The sequence below is a fragment of the Streptomyces sp. NPDC004539 genome (assembly GCF_040610055.1).
GTDB lineage: Bacteria > Actinomycetota > Actinomycetes > Streptomycetales > Streptomycetaceae > Streptomyces.
On sequence record NZ_JBEXLS010000031.1, the window covers coordinates 56,379 to 77,281 of the forward strand.

Consider the following 20,903-nt stretch of genomic DNA (forward strand, 5'->3'; position numbering starts at 1 on the left):
CTGATGAACGTCTCCGCCGAGCACCAGGGCCTGCCGCTGACGGCGGCCCAGCACGGGGTGTGGGTCGCCCAGCGGCTCGACACCGGCAGCCCGCTGTACACCTGCGGCGTCCGCTTCGACGTCCCCGGCACGGTGGACCCTGTCCTCATGGCCCGCGCCGTGGAGCTGACGGTCGCCGAGACCGAGGCGCTGCGGGTCCGCTTCCACGACGACGGCGAGCGCGTCGAGCAGTACGTCGACGCGTCCGTGCGAGGCGAGCTGGAGCACCTGGACCTCGCCCCCTCCGCCGCGCGGGCCTGGACCGACGCCCGGCAGGCGCTGCCGATCCCGCTGGACGGGGAGCGCCTGTTCGACCACACCCTGCTGCGGCTCGGTGAGAACCGGTACTGGCTGTACTTCCGGTACCACCACATCCTCCTGGACGGCTACGGACAGGTCCTGCACTGCCGGCGCCTCCTGGAGACGTACACCGCGCTCGCGGCCGGCGAGCAGCCCGCGCCCCGCACCTTCAGGAGCCTCGCCGAGGTGCTGGGCGAGCACACGGCGTACCGGGGTTCGGCCCGTGCCCGGCGCGACGGGGAGTACTGGCAGCGGGAGTTCGCCGACCGGCCGGCCGCCACCGAGCTGGGCTCCGGCGCCGACGGCCTCGCGCCGAGCCTGCCCAGCGTCAGGGGACACCTCGACGTGGACCTCGGTCAGCGCTGGTCGGTACCGGTCATCGCGGCGACGGCCGCCTACACGCACCGGGTCACGGGCGCCCACGACGTCGTCGTACGGGTCTTCATGGCAGCCCGGCTCAGCCCGCACGCGCTGGCGACCCCGGCGATGCTGGTCAACGAAGTGCCGCTGCGGGTGCGGGTGGACGGGGCCACGACCTTCGCCGACCTCCTGGAGCGGGTGTCGGCGCGGCTCACCGAGGCGACCCGGCACCAGCGTCATCCGCAGGAGGAGCTGCGCCGGGAGCTGTCCGGCGCTGCTCCGGGCGGCCCCTCGGTGAACGTGCTGTCGTTCGCCGCCGCCCGGCTGCCCTGCGGCCCGGTCCTCGCCGAGGCGCACCAGCTGGCGTCCGGCCCGGTCCGCGACCTCGCGCTGCACGCCTACGGCGACCCGGAGTCCGGCACCGGCGTCGAGTTGATGCTGAACGCCCACCCGGGCCGCTTCACCCCGGAGTCCGTCGCCGCCCACCGCGACCGGTACGTACGGCTGCTGACGGCCGTCACCGCCGATCCGGGGCTGCCGCTGGGCGCCGTGGACCTCCTGGACGACGGGGAGCGGGAGCGCTTCCACACCCGTGACGCTGTCAGTGTCACCCCTGAACTCCCCTCTCTGGTCGCGCTGTTCGAGGCCGTCGCCGCCGACCGCCCTGACGCCGAGGCGATCGCCTTCGAGGGGGAGCGGATCACCTACGGCGAGCTGAACGCCCGCGCCAACCGGGCCGCGCACGCCCTGCGCCGGGCCGGGGTCGGCCCGGAGAGCCGGGTGGCGGTCCGGCTGCCGCGCTCGGTGGACCTGGTGGTAGCCCTGTGGGCGGTCCTGAAGACGGGCGCGGCGTACGTCCCCGTCGAGCCGGGCCAGCCGGCCGAGCGGGCCGCGTTCCTCCTGGACGACGCGCGGGTGGCGTACGTCATCGACGAGACCGGCCTCGGCCTGGGGGAGACGGAGACGAACCCGGGGATCACGGTTCCCGGCGACGGCGCCGCGTCCGTGATCCACACGTCCGGGACGACGGGCCGCCCCAAGGGCACGGTCGTCACCCACGCGGGCATCGCGAACATGCTGGCCTGGATGCAGGACGAGTACCGGCTCACCCCCGCGGACCGGGTCGTGCACAAGACGCCCCTCGGGTTCGACGTGTCGGTGTGGGAGATCTTCTGGACCCTCACGCGTGGCGCGACGCTCGTCGTGGCCCGCCCCGACGGCCACCGCGACCCCGCCTACCTGTCCCGGCTGCTGCACGAGGAACAGGTCACGGTCATCCACTTCGTACCGTCGATGCTGGGCCCGTTCCTCGACGAGTACGAGCCCGCTCCCTCCCTGCGGATGGTCAGCTGCGGCGGCGAGGCCCTCCCCGCCGGGCTCGCGGACCGCTTCCACCAGGTGTGCGACGCCCGGCTGCACAACTCCTACGGGCCCACCGAGTTCTCGGTCACCGCCACCTCCCACGCCTGCGCGCCCGGCGTCCCCGTCACCATCGGCACCCCCACCCGGGGCACCCGCGCGTACGTCCTGGACGCCGCCCTGCACCCGGCCCCCGACGGCACGACCGGCGAACTGTACCTGGCGGGCGTCCAGTTGGCGCGCGGCTACCTGGACCGGCCGGCACTGACCGCCGAGCGGTTCGTCGCCGACCCGTACGGCCCGGCCGGGGCCCGGATGTACCGGACCGGTGACCTCGTGCGCCGGCTCCCGGACGGTGACCTGGAGTTCGTGGGCCGCGCCGACGACCAGGTGAAGATCAACGGCCGGCGGGTGGAGCCCGCCGAGGTCGAGGCGGTCCTCGCGGGCCTGCCCGGGGTCACCCAGGCCGCGGTCGTCGTCCACGACAGCCCCCGGCGGCTCATCGGCTACGTCACCGGCGCCCCGGCCGTCGACCCGCGCGCCCGGCTCGCGGAACTGCTGCCCGCGCACATGGTGCCCGCGCTGGTCCTGACGCTGCCCGCGCTCCCGGTCACCGCCAACGGCAAGGTGGACCGGCGCGCCCTGCCCGCCCCCGCCGCACCGAAGCCGGGCCGCGCCCCGCGCACAGCGGCCGAGGTCGTCCTGCACACCATCACCACCGAACTGCTCGACCGTGAACTCGGCGTGGACGACGACCTGTTCACGCTCGGCGCGGACAGCATCCACGTCATCCAGCTCGTCGGCCGGGCCCGCCGGCAGGGGCTCGTGCTGACCCCGCAGCTCGTCTTCGACCACCCGACGATCGCCCGCCTCGCCGCCGTCACCGGCACCGCCGAGGCACCCGAGCGGACCGACGACCCCGTGGGCGAGCTGCCCGAGACGCCGATGGCCCGCCGCCTCGCCGCGCGCGGTGGCCCCACCGCCGGCTTCGCCCAGTCCGTGCTGCTGCACACCCCCTCCGGCCTGTCGTACGACAGCCTCCGCACCGCGCTCCAGCAGGTGCTGGACCGGCACGACGCGCTGCGGCTGCGCGGCCGGGAGATCCGGCCCGCCGGTTCGGTGCGGGCGGCGGACTGCCTGACGCGTGCCGCGGGCGACGATGTCGAACGGCACCAGGAGGAGGCCCGGCGCGCGCTGTCCCCGGAAGAGGGGGTCGTGCTGCGGGCGGTCTGGTTCGAGGACGCCGGGCGGCTGCTACTCGTCGTCCATCACCTGGTGGTCGACGGCGTCTCCTGGCGGGTCCTGCTGCCGGACCTGGCCGAGGCGCTGACCCCCTCGCCGACGCTCTCCCCGCGCGGCACCTCGCTGCGCCGCTGGGCCCGGCACCTCGCCGAGACGGGCGCCGAGGCCGAACTCCCCCTGTGGCGGGAGATCCGCGCCACCCCGCAGCCGCTGCTCGGCAGCCGTCCCCTGGACCCCGCCCGCGACACCCACGCCACCACCCGCACGGTCACCGTCACCCTCCCGGCCGGCCTCACCGACACGCTCCTGACGACCCTGCCGGCCGCCTGGCGTGCCACCGCGGACGACGTGCTGCTCGCCGCGCTCTCGGCGGCCGTCCAGCGCCACCGGGGCGAGGGACCGGTCCTGGTGGACTTGGAGAGCCACGGCCGCGACCACCTCCCCGACGGGTTCGACCTCACGACGGCCGTCGGCTGGTTCACCCGCGTCCACCCGGTCCGCCTCGGCGCCGGAACGGCCACCGACCGCGCCCTGATCCAGCGCACCAAGGAGGAGCTGCGCGCCCTGCCGCACGGTGGACGCGGCCACGACCTCCTCTCCGGTGAACTGTCCGCGCTCCCCGCGCCGCAGATCGCGTTCAACTACCTGGGCCGCCTCGACGCCCAGGACCTCGGCGGCTGGCGGGTCGAGTCGGTCGGCCTGCTCGCCGACCCCGGCCTGGGATGCGCGCACACCCTCCAGATCGACGCCCACGTCCGGGACGGCGAGCTGACCGCCGTGTGGACCTACCCCGAGGGCGTCCTCACGGCGGCCGAGGTGGGGTCCCTAGCCACCGGCTGGACCGGCGCCCTCACCGAACTCGCCGTCCACACCGCCGGCGGCCTCACCCCCTCCGACGTACCGCTCGTCGACGTCACCCAGGAGGAACTGGACCGCTTCCGGGGCGCCGCGGACGTCCTCCCGCTCTCCCCGCTCCAGGAGGGCCTGCTGTTCCTCGCCCTGTACGAGCCGGAGGACCCGTACGTCGGCCAGCTCGTCCTCGACATCGAGGGCGGCTTCGACACCGAGCGGATGCGGGAGGCCGCGAGGGCTTTGCTGCGCCGCCACCCCAACCTGCGCGCCGCGTTCCGCAGCCGCTCCGAGGGCGCCCCCGTGCAGGTCGTGCCGGGGCAGGTCCGCGTCCCCTTCGAGGTCCGCGACGACACCGAGTTGGACGCCTTCCTCGCCCGGGACCGGGCGCGCGGCTTCAGCGTCGTCCGGCCGCCGCTGCTGCGGTTCACGGCGCTCGGCGACCGGCTCGTCCTGACCCACCACCACCTCCTGCTGGACGGCTGGTCCCTGCCGACGCTGGTACGCGAGCTGTTCACCCTGTACGGCGGCCAGGAGCCGGCCCCCGCACCCGCCTACCGGGACTACCTCGCCTGGCTCGCCGGACAGAATCGGCGGGCCACCCTGCGGGCCTGGCGCGAGGAACTGGCGGGCCTGGCCGCACCGAACCTCCTGGCCCCGGCCGGACGGGTGGAGGGCGGACACGGCGTCGTCGAGACGGAGCTGTCCGGGACGACGACCGAGGCGCTCGTCTCGGCGGCCCGCGCGCACGGCCTGACCCTCAACTCTGTCGTCCAGGGCCTGTGGGCGCTGCTGCTGGCCGGCCTGACCGGACGCGACGACGTGGTGTTCGGCGCGGCCCGCTCGGGGCGCCCGGCGGAGCTGCCGGGCGCGGAGGCGATGACCGGCCTGTTCGTCAACACGCTCCCGGTGCGGGTGCGGATCGACCGGGACGAGTCCCTCGCCGCACTCCTCGCCCGGCTCCAGCGCGGCCAGCGCTCCCTGGACGTCCACCAGCACGCCTCGCTGGCGGAGCTGACCCGGGCGACCGGCTTCGACGCCCTGTTCGACACGGTCGTCGCGTTCGAGAACTACCCCATGGACGACGGTCTCGCGGCGGGCGGACTGCGGCTGGCCCACGCGGACCTCGCCGAGCGCAGCCACTACCCGCTGTCCCTGTCGGTGTTCCCCGGGGAACGGCTGCGGCTGCGGCTGGCCCACTCCTGCGGGACCGGCGCCGCCGAACGCGTGCTGGCCCTGCTCACCGGCCTGCTCGCATCGGCCCGGCTCGACATGTCCACCGGGGACCTCGCGGCCGTCGGCGACGCGGACCGGCTGCTCGTCACCGGGACGGCCGCCCGCGCGGACCTCCCGGCGGACGGTCCGGTGGCGGGGGTCTCCCGCGCGCCGCGCTCGCCGGAGGAGGAGGTGCTGTGCGAGGTCGTGGCCGACGTCCTCGGCGTCGAACAGGTCGGTGTGGACGACGAGTTCTTCTCGCTGGGCGGCACGTCGATCCTGATGATCCGCCTCGCGCACCGGGTGCGGGACGCGTTCGGGGTGGACCTGTCGCTGCGGGACCTGTTCGCGGCGCCGACGGTCGCCGGGGTCGCGGAGCGGCTCGCGGGGCTCGCGCCGCAGGTCAAGCGGATCACCGCCGAGGAGCGTCCGGAGCGGGTCCCGCTGTCGTTCGCGCAGGAGCGGATGTGGTTCCTGCAACGCCTCCAGGGCGGTTCGGGCACCTACAACATCCCGCTCGCGATCCGGCTTTCCGGCCCGCTCGACGCGGACGCGCTCGGCGGGGCGCTCGCGGACCTGGTGCGCCGGCACGAGGCGCTGCGCACCGTGTACCCGGAGGACGAACAGGGCCCGTACCAGGTGGTGCTGCCCGTCGGCGCGCCGTTCGCGATGGAGACCGTCACCGGCGATCCCGCGCCGGACCTGGCCGCGTCGGCGGCCCGCCCGTTCGACCTGACACGGGACGTGCCGCTGCGCACGACCCTGTACACCTTCGGCCCGCAGCGGCATCTCCTGCTGCTGGTGGTCCACCACATCGCTGCGGACGGCGCCTCGCTGCGCGCGATCGCGGACGACGTCACCGCCGGCTACCGGGCCCGGATCGCCGGCGGGCTCCCGGAGTTCGCCGAACTGCCGGTGCAGTACCCGGACTTCGCGCTGTGGCAGCGCGACACCCTGGCCGCCGACCTGCCCCGGCAGATCGAGCACTGGCGCCAGACCCTGGACGGCCTGCCCCCGGAGGTCTCCTTCCCCGGCGACCGGCCCCGCCCGGCCGTCGCCACGCACCGGGGCGACCACGTCGAGTTCCCGGTGGAGCCGGAGCTGTACCGGCGGATGCTGGACCTGGCGGGCCGTACCCGCACCACCCCGTTCATGATCCTCCAGGCGGCGGTGTCGCTGCTGCTGACCCGGCTTGGCGCGGGCGAGGACATCCCGCTCGGCGGGGTCATCGCGGACCGCCCGGACTCGGCCCTCGACGACGTGATCGGCGTGTTCATCAACACCCTGGTCTACCGCTTCGACACCTCCGAGGACCCGCGCTTCGAGGAGCTGCTGGTCCGCGTCCGCGAGACGGGCCTGGCCGCCTACGCCCACCAGGGTGTGCCGTTCGAGCGGCTGGTGGAGGAGCTGAACCCGGAGCGCTCCCGCTCCCGGCACGCCTTCTTCCAGGTGATGCTGGCCTGGCTGGACCTCACCGAGGCCCGCTTCGACCTGCCGGGCGTCACCGCCGACCCGGGCCCGGTCACCAGCGGGACCGCCAAGTTCGACGTGCACTTCGACTGCCACGTCCACGAGGGCGGCGGGCTGCTGTGCCGGCTGGAGTACGCGACCGACCTGTACGACCGGCGGACGGCGGAGAGCTTCGCGGCCCGGTTCGTACGGGTCCTGGAGGCGGTGACCGCCGATCCGCGGACGCGGCTGTCCGAGGTGGACGTGCTGGGCGCCGAAGACCGTGCGCTCGTCCTGGACGGCTGGAACGAGACCACGCTGACCTGGGCCGACACACGTTCCCTCGTCGAACTGTTCGAGGCGCGCGACCCTGACGCGGAGGCCGTGTCCTTCGAGGGCGAGCGGGTCACGTACGGCGAGCTGAACGCCCGCGTGAACCGGCTCGCGCACGCCCTGATCGAGCGGGGCGTGGGCCCGGAGTCACGGGTCGCGGTGATGCTGCCGCGCTCGGTCGACCTGATCGCGGCGCTGTGGGCGGTGCTGAAGACGGGGGCCGCGTACGTCCCCATCGACACCGGGTATCCGGCGGACCGGATCGCGTACATCCTCGACGACTCCGGGGCGGCGCTGCTCGTCTCCGACCGGGACGTACCCGGCTTCCACCGGATCGCCGCCGACGCCGGCACCGACGCGACGAACCCGGGTGTGCCGGTGCACGGTGAGAACGCTGCCTACGTCATCTACACCTCCGGCTCGACGGGCCGCCCCAAGGGGACCGTCAACACGTACGCCGGGATGGCGAACCGCCTGTGGTGGATGCAGGCCGACCACCAACTGACCGCTGTCGACCGGGTGTTGCAGTCGACGCCGGTGAGCTTCGACGTCTCGGTGTGGGAGATCTTCTGGACCCTCGGACACGGCGGCACGCTCGTCGTGGCCCGCCCCGACGGACACCGCGACCCGCTCTACCTGGAGCGCCTGATGCGCGAGGAGCACGTCAGCGTCGTGCACCTCAGCTCCTCGATGCTCGGCGCCTACCTCGCCGAGACCTGGCTCCCGGAGTCGGTGCGGCTGGTGGTCTCCGGCGACGAGGCGCTGCCCGCCGAGCTGGTCCGGCGCTTCCATGAGGGTTCCGATGCCGTTCTCCTCAACGGGTACGGTCCGACCGAGGCCGCCGTCGACGTCACCGCCTGGATCGCCCCGGCGGACACGACCACGGTGCTGATCGGCGGCCCGGTCGCCAACACCCGCGCCTACGTCCTCGACGCGACGCTGGCCCCGGTCGCTCCCGGCGTGCCCGGGGAGCTGTACGTCGAGGGCGTCCAGCTCGCGCGCGGCTACCTCGACCGGGCCGCGCTGACCGCCGAGCGGTTCGTGGCGAGCCCCTACGGCCCGCCCGGCGCGCGCATGTACCGCACGGGTGACGTGGCGCGCTGGACGGCGGACGGCGAGCTGGAGTACCTGGGCCGCGCCGACAACCAGGTCAAACTGCGTGGGTTCCGGGTCGAACTCGGCGAGATCGAGGGCGCGTTGGCGGATCATCCGGCCGTCGCGCAGGCGGCGGCGGCCGTGCACGGGCAGTGGCTCGTGGGGTACGTCGTCCCAGGCGTCCCCGGTTCGCCGGTCGACGCCGAGGAGGTGCGCGAGAGCCTCGCCGCCCGGCTTCCCGAGTACATGGTCCCGGCGCAGATCCTCACCCTGGAGGAGCTGCCGCTGACCCCCAACGGCAAACTCGACCGCAAGGCCCTGCCGGCCCCCGACCTCACGCACGCCGCCGGACGCGGGCCGCGCACCGCGCAGGAGGAGATCCTGTGCGGACTGTTCGCCGAGGTCCTCGGCGTGCCCGAGGTGTCGATCGACGACGACTTCTTCGCGCTCGGCGGCCACTCCCTGCTGGTCGCGCGGCTCGCGAGCCGCATCCGCGCCGCCCTCGACACCGATCTCGAACTGGCGGTGCTGTTCGAGGCGACGACCGTGGCGAAGGTGGCCGCCCGGCTCACCGGGAGCGGACCGCGCCGTACGGGCCTCACCGCGCAGCCTCGTGAGGGACGGCTGCCGCTGTCGTACGCGCAGGAGCGGCTGTGGTTCCTGCACCGGTTCGAGGGGCCGTCGGCGACGTACAACCTGCCCGTCGCGCTGCGGCTGAGCGGCGGTCTCGACGTGGCCGCGCTGACGGCGGCCCTGGACGACCTGACGCGCCGCCACGAGGCGCTGCGGACGGTGTTCGCCGAGGACGCGCGGGGCGCGTACCCGGTGGTGCTGCCGTCGGTGTCGCCGCTGGACGTGGTACGGGTCGACGAGGCGGGGCTCGGGGCGGCGGTCGCCGAGGTGGTCGGTACGCCGTTCGACCTCGTGTCCCAACCTCCTTTGCGGGCCCGGCTGTTCGAGATCGGCGCCGGGGAACACGTCCTGCTGCTCGTCCTGCACCACATCGCCGGTGACGGCGCCTCCATGGCGCCGCTCGCCCGAGACCTGGCCGGCGCGTACACGGCCCGGAGCCGGGGAGAGGCGCCGGACTGGACCGAACTCCCGTTGCAGTACGCGGACTTCGCGGTGTGGCAGCGCAAGGTGCTGGGCGCGGCGGACGACCCCGACAGCGCCCTGTCGCGGCAGCTCGACCACTGGCGCGAGGCGCTCGCGGGACTGCCGGAACAGCTGGAACTCCCCTTCGACCGGCCCCGGCCCGCCGTGCCCACCCACCGGGGCGACACCGTGCCGGTCACCGTCGGCGCCGAGGTCCACGCGGCCCTGGTCCGGCTCGCGCGGGAGCGGCACACGACGGTGTTCATGGTCGTCCAGGCCGTACTGGCGACGCTGCTGCACCGGCTCGGCGCGGGCGACGACATCGTGATCGGCTCCCCGGTCGCGAACCGGACGGACGACGCGCTCACCCCGCTCGTCGGCTACTTCGCGAACAACCTGGTGCTGCGGACCGACCTCTCCGGGGACCCCGCCTTCACCGAGGTACTGCGCCGGGTACGGGCCGCCGACCTGGCCGCCTACGCCCATCAGGACGTGCCGTTCGAGCGGGTCGTGGAGGCGGTGAACCCGTTGCGCTCCACGGCCCGGCACCCGCTGTTCCAGACCGGCCTGAACTTCAACACCGCCGACCAGCAGGCGGCGTTGGACCTCGCCGTCGACCTGCCGGGGGTGACCGCGCGCGTGACGCCGGTGGCGTCACCGGCCGCCAAGTTCGACCTGTCGTTCTTCCTGTCGGAGCGGCCCGAGGGCGGGGTGAGCGGAGTCCTGGAGTTCGCCACCGACCTGTTCGACCGTGACTCCGCCGCCCGGATCGCGGAACGCTTCACGCGCCTCCTCACGGACGTCGCCGCCGAACCGGAGCGCCCCGTCGGCGAGTTCGACGTCGTGACCGACGACGAACGGCACCTGCTGATCGCCGAGTGGAACGACACCACGCGCGACGTGCCGTCGGCGACCGTCACCGACCTGATCGAGGCCCAGGTCGCGCGCACGCCGGACGCCCCGGCCGTCGTCTTCGGCACATACGAGCTCTCGTACGCCGAACTCGACGCCCGCGCGGACCGGTTGGCGCAGCGGCTCGCCGCACTCGGCGCGGGTCCCGAACGGTACGTCGCCGTGCTGCTGCCAATGTCCGAGGACATCCCGGTGACACTGCTCGCGGCCTGGAAGGCCGGTGCCGGGTACCTGCCGCTGGACCCGGCGCACCCGGCGGAGCGCCTCGCGTTCATGCTGGAGGACATCGCTCCGGCGGTCGTGGTGACCTCACCCGAACTCGCCGACACCGTACGGTCGTTGACGGACGCACCGGTGATCCTGGCGGACGCGGCGGGGGACCCGTGGCCCCTGAGCGCCGAACGGCGGCCCGAACAGGCCGCGTTCGTCATCTTCACCTCGGGCTCGACCGGTCGCCCGAAGGCGGTCGTCGTCGAACACCGCTCCCTGGTCGCCTACTTGGCGTGGGCCACACACGAGTACGAGAGTCTGCGCGAACGCGTCCTCGTGCACTCGCCGGTCTCCTTCGACCTCACCGCGACCGGCCTGTTCGGCCCGCTGATCTCGGGCGGCACGGTGGAACTGGTCCGCTGGAACGCGAGCGGCCCCGACCCGGACGCGCGTGTCACCCGCCCCGACTTCGTGAAGGCGACCCCGAGCCACCTCCACCTCCTGGGCGCCGTCCCCGAGGAGTACTCCCCGGCCGGCCAACTCGTCCTGGGCGGCGAGTCGTTGCTCGGCGACGTCCTGGACGCCTGGCGCGCCGGACACCCCGAGGTGACCGTCCTCAACGAGTACGGCCCGACCGAGACGACCGTCGGATGCAGCCTGTTCCGCATCGCCCCCGGCGACCCGGTGCCGCCCGGCGTGATCACGATCGGCACACCGGCCTGGAACACGCGGATGTACGTGCTGGACGCCCTGCTGCGCCCGGCGCCGATCGGGACGGCCGGCGAACTGTACGTGGCGGGCGACCTGGTGACCCGTGGCTACCACGGCCGCCCCGGTCTCACTGCCGGGCGTTTCGTCGCCGACCCGTACGGTCCGCCCGGCGCCCGGATGTACCGCACGGGCGACTTGGGGCGCTGGACGGCGGCGGGGCTGCTGGAGTTCGTCAGCCGGGTGGACGACCAGGTCAAGATCCGCGGCTTCCGGATCGAACTCGGTGAGGTGGAGGCCGTGTTGACGGCGCAGCCGGGTATCGACGCGGCTGCCGTGGTGGTCCGTGAGGACACCCCCGGCGACAAGCGGCTCGTCGCGTACGTGGTCCCGGAGCCGGGTCGTCCGGCGGACCCGGCGACGTTGCGCGCGGCTGCCGCGAAGGCGCTGCCCGACTACATGGTCCCGGCGGCCTTCGTCGTCCTGGACGTCCTGCCGCTGACCCCGAACGGGAAGATCGCCCGCAAGGCGCTGCCCGCCCCGGGGCTCGACGCCGAGGGCACGGGCCGGCCGCCCGCCGACGGCATCGAGCGGCGGGTCGCGGACCTCTTCGCCGACGTCCTCGGGCTGCCCGTGCCGGGCGCCGACGACAACTTCTTCCGGCTGGGCGGCCATTCGCTGCTCGTCGCCCGGCTGGTGAACCGGGTACGGGCGGAGTTGGGCGCGGAGCTGTCGATCCGGGAGGCGTTCGAGCACGCGACCGTCTCCGGGCTCGCCGCGCTGCTGGCGGGACGGGTCTCGGGGGCGGAGGCCGCAGAGCCCGCGTCGCCGACGGACCGGGCTCCGGAGACGGAGGCCGCACGGCCCGCGCTCGTGCGGCGGGAGTGGCCCGGCCAGGTGCCGCTGTCCGCGGCCCAGCGGCGGATGTGGTTCCTCGACCAGCTCGACGGACAGGCGCGGACCTACACCATCCCCGTTGTCCTGCGGATGGCCGGCACCCTCGACCGGGACGCGCTGCGGGACGCCTTCGGGGATGTGGTCCGGCGCCATGAGGTGCTGCGGACGGTGATCGCCGAGGGGCCCGAGGGCCCGCATCAGGTGGTCGTCGGCACGGAGCCGTTCTTCACGGTCCGGGAGTGTGCGCCCTGCGAGTTCGGCGCCGGGCTCGCCGAGGCCGCCCGGACGCCGTTCGCGCTGGATCGTCAACTGCCGGTCCGTGCGGTGCTGTTCACCGACGGGGCGCGTGAACACGCCCTGCTGCTGCTCCTGCACCACATCGCCGGGGACGGCTCCTCCATGCGGCCCCTCGCCGCCGACCTCTCCACGGCGTACACGGCCCGGCTCGCCGGGCACGCGCCCGACTGGGCCCCGCTGCCGGTCCAGTACGCCGACTACGCGCTGTGGGAGCGTGAACTCCCCGCCGACCGCGTCGAGTTCTGGACCCGGACGCTCGCCGGAGTTCCCGAGCAGATCGACCTGCCCACGGACCGGCCCCGGCCCGCTGTCGCCTCCCAGCGCGGAGGGACTGTTCCCTTCACCGTGCCGGCCCGGCTGCGCGGGCGCGCCGAGGAACTCGGGCGGGAGCAGGGCGCCAGCGCCTTCATGGTCGTCCACGCGGTCCTGGCGACCCTGCTGCACCGGCTCGGCGCGGGCGACGACATCGTCATCGGCACCCCCGTCGAGGGCCGTCCCGACATCGCGCTCGAAGACCTCGTCGGCCTGTTCGCGGGCACGCTGGTGCTGCGCGCCGACCTCTCCGGCGACCCCACGTTCACCCGGCTCCTCGACCGCGTACGGGCGGTGGACCTGGCGGCGTACGACCACACCGACGTGCCGTTCGAGCACCTCGTCGAGGTCCTCAACCCGGTGCGCTCCCGCGATCGGCATCCGCTGTTCCAGGTCATGCTGACGGTGAACCAGGAGGCGATCGCGCCCACGCTGAGCGGACTTGAGGTGAGCCTCGGTGAAGTGCCGGGCGACCGGGCGAAGTTCGACCTGTCGCTGACGCTCTCGGAGGACGCCGAGGGCGGCTGGTCGGGGTGGGTCGAGTACGCGTCGGACCTCTTCGACCGGGAGACGGCGGAGGCGCTGGCCGCGCGGTGGGAGCGGCTGCTGGAGGAGGTGACGGCCGACCCGGCACGTCCCCTGCACGCGCTGCCGCTGCTGACGGCCACGGAACGGACGGAGGTCCTGGACAGGCGGGGACCCGCTCCGCGCACGCTGCCCGAGGCGACGCTGCCGGAGATGTTCGCGTCACAGGTCGCGCGAACGCCGGATGCCGTGGCCGTCGTCGGGGGCGGTACTGAGCTGACGTACACCGAACTCGATCACCGGGTGGAACGGCTCGCCTGGCGTCTCGCGGGGCTCGGGGCGGGGCCCGAGACCGTCGTGGCCGTGGTGCTGCCGCGTCGGCCCGAGGTCCTCGTGGCACTGCTCGCCGTGCTGCGCACCGGGGCCGCCTATCTGCCGGTCGACCCGTCGAATCCGCGGGCGCGGATCGAGGCGCTGATCGCGGACGCGGGGGCGGGGGTCGTGGTCGACGAGGACATGCTGAAGGCAGAGGCAGAGGCAGAGGCGGGGGCAGCGGTTGACGCCGATGCCGGGCCGGGCCGGGTGTCGCGGCCGGGTCTCGACGCGCGCTCCGCCTCCCGCCGCACCCCCTGGCCCCCCGTCCACCCCCGCCAAGCCGCCTACCTCATCCACACCTCCGGCTCGACCGGCCGCCCCAAGGGTGTCGTCGTCGAACACGCCTCCCTCGCCGCCTACTTGAGCGAGGCCGCCGCGCTCTACCCGGCCGCCGCGAGCGAGTCCCTGGTCCACACGTCCCTCGCCTTCGACATGCCGGTGACCACCCTATTCACCCCGCTCGTCACCGGCGGCCGGGTGCGGTTCGCCGAGCTGGACGCCGAGACGCCGGCCCCCGGCCTGCTCAAGGTCACCCCGAGCCACCTCAAGCTCCTGGAGTCGCTGCCCGACCGCGTCAGCGACGTCCGCGACCTCGTCATCGGCGGCGAGTCCCTCGACGGCACCGCCCTCCAGGCGTGGCGCGAGCGGCATCCGGACGCCGTCGTGGTCAACGAGTACGGCCCCACCGAGGCGACCGTCGGCTGTGTCGTCCACCGGATCGAACCCGGCGCGCCCCTTGGCACCGGACCGGTGCCGATCGGCCGCCCGATCGGGGGCGCGCGGGTCTACGTCCTCGACAGCCGCCTCCAGCCCGTCCCCGACGGGGTATGGGGCGAGCTGTACCTCGCCGGGGCCGGTGTCGCGCGCGGTTACGCGGGACGGCCCGGCCAGAGCGCCGAGCGGCTCGTCGCCGACCCGTACGGCCCGCCCGGCACCCGGATGTACCGGGTGGGCGACCGGGCGCGCTGGAACCGCGCCGGGGTGCTGGAGTACGCCGGACGCGTCGACGACCAGGTCAAGATCCGGGGGTACCGGATCGAGCCGGGCGAGGTGGAGGCCGCGCTGACCGCCCTCGACGGGGTGGCGCGGGCCGCCGTGATCGCGCGTGCGGACCGCCTGGGGGAGGTGCGGCTGGTGGCGTACGTCGTCGCCGAAACACCCCTGGAGGCCGACGAGTTGCGGGCACGGCTGGCCGGTGTGCTGCCCGCCCACCTCGTGCCGTCCGCGTTCGTCGAGGTCGACTCGATCCCGCTCAACGCCAACGGCAAGCTCGACCGCGAGGCGCTACCCGCCCCGCCCGACGCCACCGCCGGCACCGGCCGCGCGCCGCGCACCGAACAGGAGGCCCTGCTGTGCGGCCTGTTCGCCGAGGTGCTGGAGCTGCCCGAGATCTCCGCCGACGACGACTTCTTCGCCCTGGGCGGGCACTCCCTGCTCGCCACCCGCCTCGCCCGCCGCATCGGAGAGGCGCTGACGGTCCCCGTCACCCTCTCGGCACTCCTCGAGGCACCGACCCCGGCGGGACTGGCCCGCCACCTCGCCGAGGGCGGCTCCCGGTCCGGGTGGGTGCCGGACTCCGAGGCCGAACTGAGCCCGGCGCTGCGGTTCACACCGGCGACGTCCGGGGAGCACCGGGAGATCCTCCTGACCGGCGCCACCGGGTTCGTCGGCGCCTTCCTCCTCGCCGAGCTGCTGCACCGCACCACGGCACGCGTGCACTGCCTCGTCCGCGCACGCACCGACGCCGAGGCGAAGGAGCGGCTGGCCGCGACCGTGCGGCGGTTCGGCGTGGACCTCGGGACGACGCTCGACGACCCCCGGCTCCACATCGTCCGGGGCGACCTGGCGGCCCCCGGCCTCGGTCTGGACCCCGCCCGCTGGGCGGAACTGAGCGAGCGGGCCGACACGATCCTGCACAGCGGCGCGCACGTCCACCACCTGTCGTCGTACGCCCAGCTCAAACCCGCCAACGTGGAAGGCACCCGCACCCTCCTGCGGCTGGCCGCCGAGGGCACACCGAAGGCGTTCCACCACGTCTCCACGCTCGCCGTGTTCGGGCACGGCGCCCCCCTGGTCACGGAGGACTCACCGACAGGCGGGGAACGGCACCCGTCCGACAGCGGGTACCCGGCGAGCAAGTGGGTCGCGGACCGGCTGGTGCAGCGCGCCTTCGAGCAGGGGGCCACCGGCGCGATCTACCGCCTCGGCCGGATCTGGGCGCACAGCTCGACCGGCGCCGTCGCACAGGACGACCTGCTCTCCCGGCTCCTGGTCAGCTGCGCCGCGCTCGGCTGCCACCCGAACGACCCGGCCTGGACGGAACCGCTGCTCCCCGTCGACGTCCTCGCCCGCGCCGTCGTCGCGCTGATGCTCGACGGGGCGGAAACCTCCCGCGTGCACCACCTCCACCACCCGCGCGAGGTCGACACCAGCGTCTTCATGACCGAGTACGGCCGGCGGCGCGGGACGGTCTCGGAAGCGGTCCCGGCCACCGAGTGGCTGCGCCGCCTGCTCCGCGCGAGCGAACGCGGACAGGACCTGCCGATGCTCCCCTTCCTGGCGGACATCGAGGAGTACGTACAGAAGACGCCGGAGCAGCGGAAACCGGCCGTGACGTTCGAGAACGCCAGGACCGTGCGCCGCCTGCGCGAGCTGGACGTCGCGCTGCCCGACCTCGACGAGAGGGCGATCTCCCGCTACTGGGCCTTCCTCGAACACTGACTCCCCGGGAGGCACCGTGCCTCCCGGCTCCCGAAAGGAACACCGACCCGCCATGACCAACCCCTTCGAGAACCCCGACGGCGTCTACCGGGTCCTGGCCAACGACGAGGGCCAGCACTCCCTGTGGCCCGACTTCGCGGCCGTGCCCGCCGGCTGGAGCACCGTCTTCGGCCCCGACAGCCGTACCGCCTGCCTGGAGCACATCGAACGCGAGTGGACCGACCTGCGGCCCCGCAGCCTCGTCCGGGCGATGGGCGAGTGAACGACGGCCACGCGACGAGGAGCAGAGGAACACGCACGTGAACAGCGTCGAAGTGATGGAGTCCCCGGCCCTGCTGACCGACCCCGACTCGGCCGCCCTGGGCCTGGTGACGCGGAGCCTGCTGGGCCGGGCCGGGGAGCGGGTCGACGACCCCGCGTGGGTGGCGCACGCCCGCCACGCCTGGGAGGACGCGCCGGCCGAGGTGCGGCGCCTGATACGCCGGTTCCGGCGGGACTCCGGGCCGGACGGCGCGCTCGTCCTGCGCGGGCTGCCCGTCGGCGCGCCCGGCCTGCCGGACACGCCGATGGTGAAGGGGTCCGTGCAGCGCGCCCCGTCCCTGTCGGCGGCGCTCCTGCTGCTGTTCGCGGCCGGGCTCGGGGACCCGGCCGCGTTCGCGGCGGAGAAGTCGGGGGCGCTGGTGCAGGACGTGGTGCCGGTGCCGGGGCAGGAGACGGTCCAGGGGAACGTGGGCTCGGTGGAGCTGACGTTCCACACGGAGAACGCCTTCCACCCCCATCGGCCCGACTACGTGATGCTGCTGTGCCTGCGTCCCGACCACGAGAACGTCGCGGAGCTGCGCACGAGTTGCGCCCGGCGCGTCCTGCCGCTGCTGACGCCGGGCACCCGTGAGGCCCTCGCCCGTCCCGAGTACGTGACACAGGCGCCGCCGTCCTTCGGGCCGTCCGGCGAGGGGAGCGCGCACGCGGTCCTCACGGGGGACCCGGACGACCCGGACTGGTGCTTCGACGAGGCGGCGACCCGGGGCGTGACGGACGCGGGGCGCGCGGCTCTCGCCGAGCTGGCGGAGGTCGCGCACGGGACGTACACGGGGGTGCTGCTGGCGCCCGGGGACCTGGCGATCGTCGACAACCGGGTCACCCTGCACGGCCGTTCGGCGTTCACGCCGCGTTACGACGGACAGGACCGGTGGCTCCAGCGGACGTTCGCCTTCAGCGACCTGCGCCGTTCGCGCGGCCTCAGGCCGGGGGACGGCACGGTGCTGGTCAAGTGAGCACGACCGAAAGGGGAACCGAGGACATGACCACATCCTCACTCGCGGTGTTCGAGCGGCACGAGTCGAACGTGCGCAGCTACTGCCGCAGCTTCCCGGTGGTCTTCGAACGCGCCCAGGGGTGCCACCTGTGGGACGCTTCGGGGCGCCGTTACGTCGATCTGCTGTGCGGGGCGGGGGCCCTCAACTACGGGCACAATCCGCCGGAGATGGTCAAGCGGGTGGTGGAGTACCTGACGGCCGGGGGACCGGTGCACTCGCTCGACCTCCATACGGCGGCCAAGGCCGAGTTCCTGGAGCGGTTCGCCGAAGTGATCCTGGAACCCCGGGGGATGGGTGACTTCGTCGTCCAGTTCCCGGGCCCGGCGGGCACCTTGGCGGTGGAGGCGGCGCTGAAACTGGCCCGCAAGGTCACCGGCCGCACCCGGGTGATCTCCTTCACCGGCGGCTTCCACGGCGCCTCCCTCGGCTCCCTCGCCGCCACCTCGGCCCCCCTCCTGCGCGGCGCGGCGGGCGTCGAGCTGCGGGACGTGACGATCGTGCCGTACGGCGACAGTGAGGCCGCCGGCGATCCGGCCGCAGCCCTGGAGGAGGCGGTGCTGCGGGGCGCCGAGCCCCCGGCGGCGATCCTCCTGGAGACGGTCCAGGGCGAGGGCGGCCTGCACGCCGCGCCGGCCGCCTGGCTGGCCCGGGTGCGGGAACTCGCCGACGCGGCGGGCGCGTTGGTGATCGTCGACGACATCCAGGCGGGCTGCGGGCGCACCGGCACCTTCTTCAGCTTCGAGGACACCCCCGCCCTGAACCCCGACCTGGTGTGCCTGTCGAAGTCCCTCAGCGGCATGGGCCTGCCGATGGCGGCGCTCCTGATCCGCCGCGACCACGACCGCTGGGCGCCCGGCGAGCACAACGGCACCTTCCGCGGCCACAACCTCGCCTTCGTCGCGGGCTCCGTCGCCCTGGACCACTGGAGCGACCCGGACTTCACCGCGCACGCCGCCGCCCTCGCCGAAGCGATCCGCACCGGCCTCGACTCGATCACCGCCATGCTTCCCCCGCACGTCGCCCGCACCGTCGGCAAGGGCGCGATGAGCGGTCTCGCCTTCACCGACACCGCCGACGCGGCCCGCGTCCAGGCGTCCCTCTTCCACGACGGCGTCATCGCCGAGACCTCCGGCCGCGGCCATGTCCTCAAACTCCTCCCCCCGCTGACCATGTCCCTGCCCGAGTGGAAGGAGACCCTCGACGCGATCGGCAACGCGGTGACGCCGCTGAGGTGAGCCGCACGGAACCCGGACCCGGCGCCGGCTCTGCGGCCGGGGTCAGCGCCGCAGGGCCTCGCGCATGCGGGCGATGCGCAGGGCGAGCTGTATCTCCAGGGACCTGTCGGCCTGCTGCCAGGTCGCGCCGAGCAGTTCGCTGATGCGTTCCAGCCGGCGTTCGACCGTGTTGCGGTGCACGTGCAGCTTCCGTGCCGCGTAGGTCGGGGAACCGCCCACGGCGTAGTACGCCTCCAGGGTCGGGATCAGCTCCGTCATCCGCTGGGCGTCGTAGTCGAGCACGGGGCCCAGCACCGACCGGACGAACCCCTCGGTGTCGCGCTCGCTGGACAGCAGCAGGCCCAGGAAGCCCATGTCGCGGGCCGATCCCGCACTGCCCGTGGCACCGAGGGCGGCCATCGCGTCCAGGCAGCGCCGCGCCTCCAGGTAGACCTCCCGGACGGACTCCAGCCCCCGTGCCGGACCGGCCGCCCCCACCGTCACCCCTTCGCCCGCCAGGGGCACCAGGTCGTCGTGCACCGCCTTGGCCGCCTGGCTGGCGTCCTCGCCGGGGAGGATGAGGATGGTGGCGTCCTCGAAGAAGGTGGAGAGACCGCCGAGACGCCGGGCGTACTGAGCCGCCCAGAAGCTCTGGACCTCCCGGTCGACCGTGCGGGTGGCGACGACGACGTGCGGCCGGTCCGGATCGATGCCGAGGCTGTGCGCGCGGTCGCCCAGCACGTCCACGGAATGGCCGCCGCCGCTGATGAGGTCGGTGAGCAGTTCGTTGCCCTGGGCGGCCAGGGCGGCGGCCTTGGCGTCGAACATCATCAGCAATATGCCGGCCGTCTGGGCTATCAGGGGCAGGTACCGCAGGTGGCGGTCGTCCAGGGGCTGGTCCGGACGGATCAGCAGTATCCCGAGCGGTTCCTTCTCCGCGAAGACGGGCGCCACCCAGACGTCCTTGTCCAGCATGTGGGGCTCACGGGAGGACCACGCCTCGGCGAACGCCACGACGCCGTCGTAGTCGCCGGGTATGTCGCCCGCCTGGGCCACCACTCGGCCGTCGCGCGCGTAGATGCGCAGCGCGCCGGGCAGCTTGCCGGCGATCTCGGTGGCGAAGGCCGGCAGATCCATGCCGCTGAGCAGCTGCTTGACCATCCGGTCCTGCGTGGTGGTCAGTTCGGTCAGCTCCCGCAGAGCCCGTTCGGCGCGGGTGGTGAACTGTTCCGTGAGAGTGAAGTCGGCGATCAGCTGCTGGTGTTCCCACAGCTTGCTGTACATGGCCATGGCCAGCTCGCCGAGGGAGGCGGCGAGGGAGACCTCGTCGACGGTGAAGTGCCGGGTGGTGCGATGGGCGGCGTACAGGACGGCGACGATCCCGCCTCCCCGGCTGAGCGGAATGGCCATCAGCGAGGTGACGGCTTCCTGCCGCAGAAGCCTGTCGGTGTTCTGGTCGAAGTTGAAGTCCGGGTCCGAGCGGCGGTCGGCCGTCCAGGCCGGCGCGGAGGGCAGGGCGGCGCCGTAGACCGACTCGCTCGTCCGGAAGAGCCGGAAACCGACGAGGGCGCTCGATGTGTGACCGTCGCCGCTGCGGACGACGCCGGCGTTCTTCTCGTCGACCAGCACGACGAACGCCAGGTCGACCCTGAACAGCTGTCGGGTGCGGGCCGTCAGCAGGTCCAGCAGGGTGTCTAGGTCCGGGGCGTGCATCATGTCGCGGGCGAACTCCACCAGGCCCGTCAGCCCCGACTCCCGTCCGCCGGCCTTGCGGAATCTGGCGTAGACGCGCCCGGCCAGCAGTTCGGCCGCCTTCAGCCTGCGTAACCGTTCCCCCGTGACTCCCTCGGACTCGGCGGCGGACACGAGTGCCTCGACCGCGCCCTCCGGGGACGCGTCCGCGAGTAGTTCCAGCACGGTCAGGGCATCAGCCTGCGTACCGTCGCCCACCTGCGCCATAGAGCCCCGCCCCCGTTGCCCGCGCGGCTCCGTCTCCGGGCCGCCTCTCGACTGCGCTGACCGGTGACCGCGGGATCGCCGGCCGCCGGCGGGTGGCCTGGAACCGGCCGGGGTCAACGGC

Annotated in this window: 5 protein-coding genes; 4 read left to right on the forward strand and 1 reads right to left on the reverse strand. The window is 73.9% G+C overall.

Going from position 1 to position 20,903, the window contains the following annotated elements:
* Positions 1-3: 3 nt before the first annotated feature.
* The 4 genes from ABZX85_RS42300 to ABZX85_RS42315 are packed head-to-tail and all read left to right on the forward strand — an operon-like array spanning position 4 to position 18,844.
* Positions 4-16,293: an amino acid adenylation domain-containing protein gene (locus ABZX85_RS42300; protein WP_355881830.1), complete on the forward strand. Its 16,290-nt coding sequence runs from the start codon at positions 4-6 to the stop codon at positions 16,291-16,293.
* A 52-nt stretch (positions 16,294-16,345) separates the two neighbouring features.
* Entirely contained in the window at positions 16,346-16,555 is a 210-nt protein-coding gene (locus tag ABZX85_RS42305; RefSeq protein WP_355881833.1) for an MbtH family protein, read from the forward strand.
* A 37-nt stretch (positions 16,556-16,592) separates the two neighbouring features.
* Complete coding sequence (locus ABZX85_RS42310; RefSeq protein ID WP_355881836.1) at positions 16,593-17,567, forward strand: TauD/TfdA family dioxygenase; 975 nt, start codon at positions 16,593-16,595, stop codon at positions 17,565-17,567.
* 26 nt (positions 17,568-17,593) lie between these two features.
* Positions 17,594-18,844, forward strand: coding sequence for a diaminobutyrate--2-oxoglutarate transaminase (locus ABZX85_RS42315; protein ID WP_355881839.1), 1,251 nt, complete (start codon positions 17,594-17,596; stop codon positions 18,842-18,844).
* 42 nt (positions 18,845-18,886) lie between these two features.
* Here the strand turns inward: ABZX85_RS42315 and ABZX85_RS42320 are convergent, their stop codons facing one another.
* Positions 18,887-20,782 carry a helix-turn-helix domain-containing protein gene (locus tag ABZX85_RS42320; protein ID WP_355881842.1) on the reverse strand — a complete coding sequence of 632 codons (1,896 nt, stop codon included), beginning with the start codon at positions 20,780-20,782 and terminating at the stop codon, positions 18,887-18,889.
* Positions 20,783-20,903: the final 121 nt, after the last annotated feature.